8 protein-coding genes are annotated in these 12,411 nt (G+C 54.8%); 7 read left to right on the forward strand and 1 reads right to left on the reverse strand.

Annotation, left to right across the window (positions count from 1 at the left end):
- Positions 1-5: 5 nt before the first annotated feature.
- From HY010_07655 to HY010_07680, 6 genes are all read left to right on the forward strand, one after another.
- Positions 6-1,250, forward strand: coding sequence for an NAD(P)/FAD-dependent oxidoreductase (locus HY010_07655; protein MBI3475593.1), 1,245 nt, complete (start codon positions 6-8; stop codon positions 1,248-1,250).
- A 38-nt stretch (positions 1,251-1,288) separates the two neighbouring features.
- Positions 1,289-2,470, forward strand: coding sequence for an ATP-grasp domain-containing protein (locus HY010_07660; GenBank protein MBI3475594.1), 1,182 nt, complete (start codon positions 1,289-1,291; stop codon positions 2,468-2,470).
- A gap of 438 nt (positions 2,471-2,908) precedes the next feature.
- Positions 2,909-3,907: a hypothetical protein gene (locus tag HY010_07665; GenBank protein MBI3475595.1), complete on the forward strand. Its 999-nt coding sequence runs from the start codon at positions 2,909-2,911 to the stop codon at positions 3,905-3,907.
- A 173-nt stretch (positions 3,908-4,080) separates the two neighbouring features.
- Entirely contained in the window at positions 4,081-4,878 is a 798-nt protein-coding gene (xrt, locus tag HY010_07670; protein MBI3475596.1) for an exosortase, read from the forward strand.
- 196 nt (positions 4,879-5,074) lie between these two features.
- Positions 5,075-5,512: a hypothetical protein gene (locus tag HY010_07675; protein ID MBI3475597.1), complete on the forward strand. Its 438-nt coding sequence runs from the start codon at positions 5,075-5,077 to the stop codon at positions 5,510-5,512.
- Positions 5,513-6,328: 816 nt separating this feature from the next.
- Positions 6,329-6,664 carry a fibronectin type III domain-containing protein gene (locus HY010_07680; protein MBI3475598.1) on the forward strand — a complete coding sequence of 112 codons (336 nt, stop codon included), beginning with the start codon at positions 6,329-6,331 and terminating at the stop codon, positions 6,662-6,664.
- Positions 6,665-6,736: 72 nt separating this feature from the next.
- Here HY010_07680 and HY010_07685 read toward each other — a convergent pair whose 3' ends face one another.
- A complete protein-coding gene (locus HY010_07685) occupies positions 6,737-7,504 on the reverse strand; it encodes a hypothetical protein (GenBank protein ID MBI3475599.1) in 768 nt (255 codons plus the stop codon).
- A 1,140-nt stretch (positions 7,505-8,644) separates the two neighbouring features.
- Here HY010_07685 and HY010_07690 point away from each other — a divergent pair.
- Complete coding sequence (locus HY010_07690; GenBank protein ID MBI3475600.1) at positions 8,645-11,713, forward strand: hypothetical protein; 3,069 nt, start codon at positions 8,645-8,647, stop codon at positions 11,711-11,713.
- The last annotated feature ends 698 nt before the right edge of the window (positions 11,714-12,411 follow it).

Below are 12,411 nucleotides of genomic sequence, written 5' to 3' on the forward strand. Positions count from 1 at the left end.
GTGTCATGAGTTCGGAAATAGAAATCAGCGGTCGAATGGCCCAGCCAGTGTATCAAAAGGAGCCGACCAGGGCCGCGTGTGACGTGGCAGTCATCGGCGCCGGCCCGTACGGACTTTCAGCCGGTGCTCACTTGAAGGCTAAAGGCATCAATGTTCGCGTGTTCGGCGACCCTATGGAATTTTGGGCCAAGAAAATGCCCGAAGGCATGCTGCTGCGATCCCCCCGCATAGCGTCGACGATCTCCGACTCGCACGGCGCCTATACGCTCGAAGCTTATGAGGCTGCGGCCAAGATTGGACCGTCCGCACCTCTCCCTCTAGATACGTTTGTCGCTTACGGAAAGTGGTTTCACCACCAGTTAGGATCGAACCTAGAGTCGCGAACGGTGACGCGCGTCGACCGTGAGCAGCAAGGATTTCGTTTGACGATGGAAGACGGAGACGTCGTTCGCTGTGGTCGCGTCGTTGTTGCTGCTGGAATCGGACCTTTTAGGAGAAAACCGGCGGTTTTTCGTGGGTTGCCCGAGGACCGTGTATCCCATTGTTACGAAGGACGGGACATCTGCAAGTACGCGGGCAAGAGGGTTGCCGTAATTGGTGCCGGGCAGAGCGCGCTGGAATCAGCGGCTCTTCTGCATGAAGCAGGCGCGAAAGTGGAAGTCATTGTGCGGAACCCTTCTTTACGATGGATTGGCATGCACAAGTGGCTGCACAGACTGGGACCGATCTCCGCTTTGCTCTATTCCAAGCACGATGTCGGTCCACTTGGCGTGAGCCGCCTTGTTGCCTACCCCAAACTCGTGTCGGTCGTTCCTCTGAAGGTTCGCGACAAGATTCGAACCCGCGCAGTGCGGCCAGCTGGATCACCTTGGCTCATTGATCGCCTATCGACTGTAAAGATTACTACTGGGCGAGTCGTCTGGCAGGCGGCTACCGAGGGGAACGAAGTTGCCCTGTCGCTCGACGATGGGAGCGAACGACGTGTAGACCATGTTTTATTGGGAACAGGGTATGAAGTTGATATTTCTCGCTATGAATTTCTGCCTCCCGAACTCGTCAAAGAAGTACAACTGTTTGGCGGATATCCCAAGCTCCGTAGCGGGTTCCGTAGTTCCGTACCGGGTTTGCACTTTATCGGAGCTACGGCAGCGAGGAGTTTTGGCCCGCTGCTCTATTTCGTCGCGGGTACCGAATTTGCATCGCGGGAGCTCTCGTCGCACATCTCTCGTAGTGCAGGGGAAACCAATTGATGGCCACCACAGCGGTCGAAAATAGAGCGACGAAATCGATGGTGTCCTGCGCACCGCCCGTGGGGGCGGTAATCGTGGGTGGCGAGCATCCTGGTTTGGGAATTGTTCGCAGTCTCGGCCGCAAGGGGATTCCGGTTTGCATCGTGGATGACCAGCAATCGGTGTCACAATTCTCCCGATACGCGGGCCGAACAGTCCGCGTAAGAGACCTGCGGGATGAACAGAAGACCGTAGACAGCATCCTCGAAGTTGGTGAGCGTTTCGGACTCAGGGGCTGGGTTCTCTTTCCCACTCGCGACGAAACGGTGGCTGCATTCGCGCGCCATAGAGAGCGTCTGGCCCAATTTTTCCGCGTTACGACGCCAAACTGGGAAAGCGTCAAATGGGCTTGGGATAAGAAAAACACCTATGAGCTCGCGGAACAGCTGGGAATCCCAGTGCCAGGGACGTGGAATCCGAGGAGTAAGGAGGACCTTGCTCAGCTCTACGGCCGTCTGCCGCTGGCCATCAAGCCGGCCATTAAAGAAAATTTTTTTTACGCCACACACTCGAAGGCCTGGCGGGCCGATACTCCCGCCGAACTCGACACTCTGTTCGTCCGTGCCACGCGTCAAATCAGACCGGAAGAAGTACTGATCCAGGAGATCATTCCCGGAGATGGTACTCGGCAGTACTCATATTGCGCATTCTTTCGCGACGGTAAAGCTCATAGCAGTCTCACCGCGATGCGTATGCGACAGCATCCCCGCGAATTTGGACGCGCTGCTACCTATGTCGAGAGTGTAGATTTGCCGGAGATCGAGGAGCTCTCGGAGCGTTTTCTTAAGGCGATTGACTACTACGGCCTGGTCGAAGTCGAGTTCAAACAGGATCCTCGCGACGGAAAGTTTAAACTGTTGGATGTAAATGCTCGCACTTGGGGATTTCATAGTATCGGCGCTCCAGCGGGAATCGATTTCCCGTATCTGCTGTTTGCGGATCAGTTGGGAGAAGTCGTTCCACCATCCCGTGGGCGGGCTGGAGTCGGCTGGCTGCGGCTGATAACGGACATGCCAACTGCGGCATCTGACCTGTGGCACGGCCACATGGATTTGGGTTCTTACGTCGAGTCCCTGAAGCGCACTCGCGTGGAGTCAGTATTTTCTGTGGACGACCCGATTCCCGCAATCGCTGAATTGTGCATGCTACCGTACCTAGTTGCCAAGAAGTACATCCTCTAGTGCCCATTTAGCTTGCTCATAATGTTTCTTGCGTTCTTGTGACGACAAACCTCCAGCATGCCGAGTTGTATAACCCATCCCACGCATGGGTTGTGCCGCGAAATCACCATACCTCTTATCTTGGAGGGCAAGTGTTTGCAGTTCACTTAACCGATATCCCAGCTTTATGGACGACTGTTTTAGTCGCTTTGAGCATTCGCACGGATGCGGGAGCCGCTTAAATAGGATTACGAAGTGGGCCGGACTTGGATTTCAGGTCCGGCTTATTTTTTTTCATAACCCTAATATCGGATTTCAAAGAGAATTTTCCTCACTTACCGATTGTCCATTTTATGACGCACTACCCGGAGGCACCATTGACGTATGCACCAATGTGATCTAGTCTGTTTTCGTTCTTCTTCGTAATCATTACCTTCCCCAGCAAGCAGTGTGACCCTAATGACCCTCCGTCGTTTGTTGTCCGTTGTATTCGCTGGTGTGGTTTCGTGCACCGTGCCGGAACTCCACGCGCAGACCATCGCAACTTTTGATGTCCCGGGCGCTGAGGGTACATTTCCGCAAGCGATCAATCGAGATGGTCAGGTCGCGGGATACTACCGGGACAATGTGTTTCAAAATCATGGTTTCGTTCGTGATGCGAGCGGCATCCTAGTGACATTTGATGTTCCGGGTTCGATCAACACCACGCCAGTAGCGATCGATCAGGACGGTCATATCACAGGCTCCTATGGGGATTCGGTTGCTGACCATGGTTTCTTGCGCCAGCCGGATGGCAACATTCTCTTGTTCGATGCTCCCGGTTCGAGCGGGACCTATCCTCGCGGCATCAGTCCCGGAGGTTTGATCACCGGCTACTATTACGACGACTTCGGCATTCATGGATTTCTTAGGGCTAAGAACGGAAACGTGATTCCCTTCGATGCTCCTGGAACTTTCCCAATTACATTTCCGCAGGCGATTAACCGAAAAGGGCAGATCGCGGGGTGGAATATCGATCAGCCGGGAGCCAGTGGCCGAGGCTTCGTGCGCGAAGTTGATGGGACCTTCACGAGATCGTTCGATTCCGAGACCTACGCGGTCGCGATCAATGCGGAAGGCGAAGTCAGCGGTTACACGGGCAATAACGCGATTCGGGGGTTCCTGTCCGAGCCCGATGGCAACGAAGTCATTTTCGATGTCGTGAATTCCACGATTTCCGCAACTCCAGTGGCGATCGATCACTCTGGACGCGTAGCGGGCTGGTATTACGACGACCAGACAGGAGCCGTGAACGGCTTCATACGAAAGCGCGATGGCACATTCGTCAAATTTTCTGTGTCGCCCTCGGCGGAAACTTTTCCCACTGCCATGTTCGGGAGCCGGATCACCGGCGATTACGACGATGAAAATGGCACACACGGTTTCGTTCGTGACAGTCAGAATACGGATGTGCACTGATTCTGTACGACCTGAAGTCTGCAATACTTGTCCATGAGCGACCGCGGTCTCGTGACGTGCTTTAGTTATTTTCTGGCTATCCCACTGGTGAAATCGCGACAATCCATTCTGCTTCGCCGGCAACCAAACTGAAAGTCACTTTACAAACCGCTTTCCTGGTATTTGTTTCCGGGGTGCTGTGGTGGCGTCCTCTGCTCCGCACCTTCAGCCTTGCGCTCCACGACGAAGCGTACACGCACATTCTGCTGATTGTTCCTCTGAGCTTCGCTCTCCTCTACCTGGAACGAAACCTTCTATGGCCAGCGCTCCAGTCCGGGACAGGTTTTGGAGTCGCGTGGCTGGCGGCTGCTCTGCTGCTTGCAGGCTTCGAGCGATGGGGTGCAGCCAGCATGTCCGAAGACATTCATCTTTCGTTGAGCATGCTGGCCCTCGTTCTCTGGTGGCTCGGCAGTTTTATTGTTGGTTTCGGAACACGAACCTTTCAGTCGCTCCTATTCCCACTTTTGTTCTTATTGTGGATCGTCCCTCTTCCGGGTCTTCTGGTGGACGAGATCATCAGTTCTCTCCAATATGAATCCGCTTTCGCGGCGCGGATCATGTTCAGGCTGGCGGGTGTTCCCGTCACGCAAGACGGCGTAATACTGTCAATTCCGAGCCTGGATATTGAGGTCGCGCGCGAGTGCAGCAGCATTCGATCCAGCATGTTGCTGGTGATCATTACGATGGTCCTCGCACATCTCTTTTTGCGTTCCGGATGGAGAAAGGTCTTCTTCATCGTCGCGGCAATTCCCATGGCAGCCATCAAGAATGGATTCCGCATTTTTACGATCACGGAGTTGGGCACCAAAGTCGACCCAGGGTACTTCGACGGCAACCTGCATCACCGAGGTGGAATTCTCTTTCTGGGAGTGGCGCTCGTCGTGGCGGGTTTACTGTTGTGGCTTCTGCGCCGGACTGAAACCATCAACTAGCCTCTTTCACTCCGCCTCTTCGTTTGAAGCCAAGAGTCCTCACAACACGACGGCGAAAGCATACACGGTGAATATCACCGTACAGCCGACCAACGGACCGATGAGTATTCTCTATGCGTGACCCACAGGTCAGAGTCAGCCCGGTTCCTCCACCCTGAACGCTCCAACTGGCACGACGGTTTCGATCACCGCGATCTTGGGCGCTGGAGCAAATGGTCAGATCAACCTTCTCCCCACGAACAATACGAACGTGGTGATCGACATCACGGGATACTATGCGGCGCCGGGTTCGGGTAGGCTGTCGTTGCACCCAGTTGCGGGTTGCCGCGCGGTGAGCGCGTTAGCTTTCAGCCAAACGACAACGCTGAACATCGCGGGTTCATCATGCAAGCTTCCACCAGCCGCGAAGGACTATGTTCTGAATGGGACCATTGTCCCTTGGTTCGGATACCTTGGGAACCTGGTGTTCTGGGCAAATGGAACATCCCAACCCGGCATGACTTCTCTGGCGGGTACCGATGGTTCTGTTGTTTCCAACGGAGCGGTGGTTTCCACTACGAACGGGTACATCAACGTTAACTGCCAGAACATGACGTCGTTGTATGTGGATATCAACGCATACTTCGCACCATAAAACAGCGATAGGACAATCAGAGTTAGAGAGAGGCTGCGCCCGTACGAAACGGGCGCGGCCTTTTTGCTGTACAGGCGGATTCGGATCGATTGTTGAGCAGTTTGGAGTGGAGTGCGAATTCCGAGGACATTATCGGAAAAGGACAGTCAAGGATAGTGAACGGATGCGAACGCAGAGACCTAGACCGGCGCTCAAGGAGAGAGATTGCTTGGAAGGCGCAAAATAGAACGAGGCTCATCCCCTGAGGGTGAGCCTCGTCAATTTATAGGACCTAAAAACTATGATTGAGTAACAGCCTTAGAACGTGAGCGAATCACCATCGCCCCCAGACACGTGATCCCAGCGCCGAGCAAGTAAACTAGCGCAGAGCCACCTTCCGGGACCTGCTGGCAACGCCGATCGCGTCTCGGATCGCATCGGTCTCTGGGGCCTGCAAAAGACGCGGGCGCCAGCAACATCAAAAACAAAGCAGCCAGTACAAACTTTCGATTGATCATCAGCAAAACTCCCTTTAAACGGACTATATTTTGACCTCTTGCAGGGGAGTGTCTACACAAGGGCCGCTTTGTTAGCAAAACCGCCCATAGCACTACTAACATTAGGCCCTGCCCGTAAGTCGCTGTCAAGATGATACTTTTTGCAACAGTTGCACGGGAATGCGACCCCTTTCCACTCCACTGTTCGTCAACAAGCCCAAAATTCGAACCGAAAGTGGGGGGTGGTATCCCCTAAATACTTGACTGTCTTGCCCCAAGCAACCCGGTTTCCCCTTATCCTAGGTAGTCACGCCGTTTTGGGGGCGAGGCATCCTCAACCATGAAGATGAGCTGGCGGTACGTGCTCTTGGGTGTCTTGGCGCTAATCTCGACTGCCGTAGTTCTATTGCGCGATTCCTCCGACCGGCATCACACCGTGACTCTCACTTGGAACGCTGCAGCGCCCCCTAGAGGGGGCAGTTTGGCAGGATACAACGTCTACCGGCGTATTGCGGAGGGAGGCCCTTTTGTCAAGATTGCCGGGAAGGTACCGGGTTCGCCCTATGACGACCGTTTCGTGACCAGCGGTCGAAAATATGTGTATGTCGTGACGTCGGTAGACCAAACCGGACGGGAAAGCAGATATTCAACTCCGGTCGAAGTACAAATTCCATGACACGGCGAACGCCAGATTCGGCAAGTCGTAGGGTTGGGGCACACAGCGGTTTGCTCGATACGAAGAAGAGAATTACTTGGTAACAGCTTTGAGCCCGCTGGGAGGCGAGGGTCCTCCATCAGTAGCACTGAAATCGGAAAAACCAAAAAAACTCCAATTAAAATCTGGATTGTCGTAGAACCCTATGCCTGGGCTTCCAGAATTGTAGACTGCGTGACCCTTCTGGCAATCAGGGCCTTCGTTTCCCTCGTTTCCTGTGTCGGTAACCTGCATGATTTGCGAACCATTCCGATACGCCGTAAGAACTGGCGGATTGCCTGCGACCGTCGCTCTAAGAACGTCTCCATCGATGAGATTGATAGAAGGCACGGACGGCTCGATGTTGCACCAGAGCCCATTTTTTCCGCCCCAGCGTGCGATGTGACAATAGCGGTTATTTGGCATCACGCTGCAGTAAACTTCATAGCCGGTGATGGTATGGGCGGATGCGTCAATGGTCGTCCTTAAACGCAGTTCTATTTCGTGACAACAACTCCCGGAGGGAGTCGTGTTGATTTTGACCGTGCCCTGTACTGTCTGGTCGGGGCCCCATGTTCCCGTCAGTATGGCAGTCGGATCGCCAAATTGGGTAGGTTCGCTAACTCCGAACGCATAACCTGCCGTTTGTACGTCGCCCCAAAGATCTTTGCCCGCGGTGCTTCCGCCCGTCCAGTTGCAGGGACTACCCTCGCAGATAGGATTCTCAGTGGCAGGGAACTTCGTGCTATAGGTACGGGCAGCGAGCGGAAGAGTTAACATCAAGAGAGCCGTCGCGAGGCCATTTTTGTTTATGATCCGCATAAAACTTCTGGAATTTAAACTAAACTAGCGACATGACGGCCACCAGACACGGAAGTGCATTCCTGGCCAAGGAAACGTCCGATCCCGCGGTTGTTCTTGTGTCAACTAGACCGGTGGTCGCCGGGCGACTGGCCGCCGAACACGTCACAGTCTAATGACCTTTCGATTGTGGTGACTAAGGGTCAATCTATGTCGAAGGGCCACGGAAGTTCCACCGATTCTCGTCTGACAATCTAACGCGCGAAGTTGGAAGTCGTGGGGACAGTCCGCAGTATCGCCTGGAGCAGTGTCGACGGCCTTTCCGCAATGGACGGCTACGCGCAAGGACTACTCAGTGCTTTTCCCTTAACGAGCGAGAGGCTATATAGCCCGCGTTGAAGGCAGCGCCGCACCCGTGGGACCGGGAAACGGTTGGGATGCGATCATTCGCCGCGTAGTGCCGCAAGCGCATCATCTTTGTTCCTTCCCGCCTCGCTGAGTCCACTCACATCGCCTCTGCGCCTTGTACTCAATTTGTGCTGACTCGTTATCCGCGAAGTGCATCGAGTACTCTCGGCCTGTCGAATTTCGATCCCGCTTCCGACGGGTTCTTAATGATTCCGGGATTCCAAAATGGGATTAAGGGAGCCTCGGTATGTACTAACGATTTGGACCAAAGCCAAAGTGAGCAGTAAAGATCAGGCAACATGGGACGTAGAATAGTCAAATTACAAACATCGCCCTGGGGGGCAACGTTTCACCACCCAGAGAATCCTACGTTGGGCTCCTGACGCAACCGCCGGAGTTCCTGAGGCGGGTCGCGTAAAGGTCAAAATGAAAAGTGTGTTTGATGCGAGAAACCAATCCACCGAGAAATGCGTCCCGAAGCAGAGTGCTCGTCGTGCTACAACTGTTCTCGGAAATAGACTGCGCTGCCTCCTGCCGATAGCCATGTTTTTTTGCGCTGCCGCAACTGTGCTGGCTGCCGCGCCCGGGTTCAAGCAGGAAAAGGATAATCAAGCGAACTCCGGGAACACGAGCAGGGTGACGTTTTCCGCGCCCATCTCGTCTGGAAATCTTATTGCGGTCTATCTCATTTGGGACAATACGGGAAGCGCTTCGGTTTCTGATTCTTTGGGGAACAGTTACACCAGTGCCGTCGTGCCGACTCGATGGTCCAATAGCAGGTACAGCACCCAGATTTTCTATACGATCAGCGCGAGCAGTGGTATCGATTCGGTAACGGCCACATTTGCGACGAGACTCAGTCAGTTCGGCATTATCTACGCGCACGAATACACCGGGATCCGCGCAACCGCACCAATCGATGTGACTGCCGCTGCAGTCGGAACGTCCGGCTCTCTTTCCAGCGGGTCGGCCACTACCCTAAACGACAACGATCTGCTTTTTGCGGGAGGAGTATCGGCAAATCGTGTGACGGGCGCAGGCGCCGGCTATACCGCGCGCTCGAACGCGCAAGCCAACATCACCGAGGACAGAGTGGTTTCTGTCAAAGGTTCCTACAGCGCGACGGCAAGCAACAGTGGTGGCGCGTGGGCGATGCAGTTGGTCGCCTTTAAGGGCCTGGCGGCAGGGGACACCACACCTCCTACGGTGCCGACCGGCCTTAACACGACCGTCCTGTCCCCGACGCAAATCAACTTGTCGTGGAATGCTTCCAGCGACCCTGACAATCCCTCGAGTCAGTTGAGCTACAGCATCTATCGGAACGGCACTCGCGTTTCTACCACGGCAGCGGGTGTGATCTCGTGGACAGATTCCGGTCTCTCTCCCTCCACCACATACACATATACGGTTTCTGCCGCCGATCCAGCTGGCAACGTTTCGGCGCAATCCGCCCCCGTGCAGGCGACAACACCGCCTGCATCGGACACGACCCCACCGACGGTTCCGGCCAATCTTGCGTTGACAGGTACAACGGCATCGACGGTTTCCCTGGCGTGGAACGCCAGTACCGACAATGTTGGCGTGGCCGGATACAAGATTTTTCGCAGTGGAACGCAAGTGGGCTCGACGGGAGCGGTTTCCTATACCGATACCGGCCTTGCGGCCTCAACGACCTATTCTTATACCGTGTCCGCCTTTGACGCGACTGGGAACAATTCAGCGCAGAGTGCTCCGGTAAGCGCCACCACAGCGACGCCGGATACCCAAGCCCCAACCGTTTCCATCACGTCTCCTGCCAATAATCAGACCGTTTCCGGTGCTTTTACAATCACCGCGAATGCAGCGGATAATGTGGGAGTTGTCGGAGTCCAGTTTCAGCTTGACGGGAACAGTCTGGGCGCCGAAAACCCCTCACCGCCGTATTCCATCACGTGGGACACCACACAGACTGCAAATGGTTCCCATGTCTTGACCGCCGTGGCGCGAGATGCGGCAGGCAATAAGACCAGTTCGTCGCCGGTAACCGTTACGATCAACAACAACTTCCCTAGACCCTACAGCACTACGTTCCCGCTCACGGAGAGTCCCATATCCGAGGGCGGCAACTGGATGAGCGCGATGGCCGGAACTCGTGGAAATCTTTGGAGCGACGTGTATACCTCCAGCCATTTCGCCTATGGTCCAGCACTGCCAACGCAGTTCGGTGATCCTACGGCTATGCTCGCTGGAAGCTGGACTCCAGATCAGAGTGCGCAGGCGACGGTCCGTGTAGTCACCCCACACAGTGACTGCTGCCATGAAGTCGAAATACGTCTACGTACGGCAATGGGACCCAACTCGATCACGGGATACGAAATCAATTGCAGCGTTGCGACGGCGAACCCCTACGTCCAGGCAGTACGGTGGAACGGACCCAACGGCGACTTCACCTATATTGGGTCCGCAAATACGAACTGCGTGGACGGGGATGTACTCAATGCAAGCATAATAGGAAGCACAATTTCCGTTTACAAGAACGGGATTTTGCTTTTCATCGCCAACGATTCCACATTTACGAGTGGAGCGCCCGGCATTGGCTTCTACCAGGCGGGCAGCGGCAACTTCAATGATTTTGGTTTTTCCAGCTTCACAGCCTCGGACGGGTCCACGAACGATACATCGCCTCCATCGGTTCCCGCCAACCTCGCTGCAAGTCCTTTTTCTCCCTCCGAGATTGATCTGGCCTGGACTGCTTCAACGGACAACGTCGGAGTGGCGGGTTATCAGGTGTTCCGCGATAACGTTCCAAGAGGGACCAGTACGACTGCCAGTTTTTCTGACAAGACCGTGTTTCCCAATATTCAATACACGTACGCTGTGTCCGCCTTCGATGCGGCCGGAAATGTATCAGATCAATCCTCGCCAGTGGTCGCACAGACGTCGTTCGGGTCCGACACAACACCTCCCTCTGTTCCGGCCAACCTGCAGACGTCGAAAGTGACGTCGACCACTTTGACCCTTACCTGGTCCGCGTCGACTGACAATGTTGCGGTTGCGGGCTATTGGATATTCCGGAACGGTGCTCAGGTAGGCACCATAACCACGGCCACGAGTTTCGTCGATACGGGCCTAACCCCGTCGACGACCTATTCTTACACGATCGCTGCATATGACACTTCCAACAATGTCTCCGCCCAATCCCAGTCGATAACCGTGACCACTGCACCTCTGGCGATGACTCCCCCATCCATCGTTCAAGTGAATCAAAATCAAATCGCCAGTGGATCGAGCACCTCGGTCACGTTCAACACTCCGACGGTTGCGGGGAATACGATTGTGGTCTATGTGATCTGGAACAACGCGGGCAACGTTACTGTGACGGATTCTCGCGGTAATACTTTTGTCAGCGTCAGCGCACCAGTGATCTGGAGCAGCGGAAACAGCGCGCAGATTTTCTATGCTTCAGGTATTGCCGGGGGGGCGGACACAGTGACTGCTGCGTTTCGTACTCCTGTAACCAATTTTGGTGTTGTATACGTACACGAATACGCCGGAATCAGCGTAAGCAGTCCGGTCGATCTCACGGCCTCCGCGACAGGGTCTTCGGGCTCATTGAACAGCGGGGCCATCACTACCACTGGTGCGAATGAATTGATCTTTGGTGCTGGCGTCTCAGATAACTCGGTAACTGCTGTCGGGTCGGGTTTCAGCTCGCGAGATCTGGCATACGGCAACGTTACGGAAGATCAGGTTGCAGCTTCAATTGGCTCCTATGCCGCCACCGCCACGCACAATGGCAGGATATGGGGCATACAGGTAGTGGCGTTCCGCCCCGCTCAGTGACTATCTATGTAGCCTGCCATCTATTGAAGGACCGACAACGGGGAAGACTCGCCCACAACCAGATTCGGGTCCTGAGCACAAGAGGCAAAAAATACTGCCGAACGTGCTATCAAGGGTCCCGATGTGCAATCGGACTCTCTCTCGACCGTATCGGCTAACTTTTGGTTTCGAAACCTCTGCGGGACGCAGGCATTCTTTAGGACCAGTGCTGGCCAAAGCATGCTAGCCTTCTTGAGGAGCCGGGTGGTTTCGGCCAGCGGCAGACGATCCGACCATATGAAGAGCTATCGCGAAGACTGCTCCAGGACGTCGATGCCCCTAGCTGTTTAGGCGTGACATCAAGAAGTTCAAATACTTGTGTCTAGTTCACAACCAACGGTATTGCTGGTCGCAACAACCCGCTGGTTTCCGGCGGCTCGGCTTGCAATGGCGCTTGCGGACGCCGGTTTTCGAGTGGAAGCTTTTTGTCCAGCGGGCCATCCTGTCACTAAAACGAGCGCAGTACGCGCGACCATCCGATATCGCCCGCTGTTACCGCTTAAGTCACTCCAACATGCGATCGAAGCAACCCACCCTCACTTAGTGATTCCCGCTGACGACTTGGCGGTCCGTCATCTCCACGCCCTTCATCAACGAGACCTACAACGCGGTGCAAGTGAGGCTCGTTCCGCGCTCCTGATAGAACGTTCAATTGGTTC

The organism is Acidobacteriota bacterium (assembly GCA_016196065.1).
Lineage (GTDB): Bacteria > Acidobacteriota > Terriglobia > Terriglobales > Acidobacteriaceae > Acidiflorens.

What these genes read in the sequence shown, in the direction of transcription:
- HY010_07655 (MBI3475593.1), top strand. Translation starts at nt 6, where the DNA reads ATGAGTTCGGAAATAGAAATCAGCGGTCGAATGGCCCAGCCAGTGTAT.
- HY010_07685 (MBI3475599.1), bottom strand. Translation starts at nt 7,504, where the DNA reads ATGCGGATCATAAACAAAAATGGCCTCGCGACGGCTCTCTTGATGTTA.
- HY010_07680 (MBI3475598.1), top strand. Translation starts at nt 6,329, where the DNA reads ATGAAGATGAGCTGGCGGTACGTGCTCTTGGGTGTCTTGGCGCTAATC.
- HY010_07665 (MBI3475595.1), top strand. Translation starts at nt 2,909, where the DNA reads ATGACCCTCCGTCGTTTGTTGTCCGTTGTATTCGCTGGTGTGGTTTCG.
- HY010_07660 (MBI3475594.1), top strand. Translation starts at nt 1,289, where the DNA reads ATGGTGTCCTGCGCACCGCCCGTGGGGGCGGTAATCGTGGGTGGCGAG.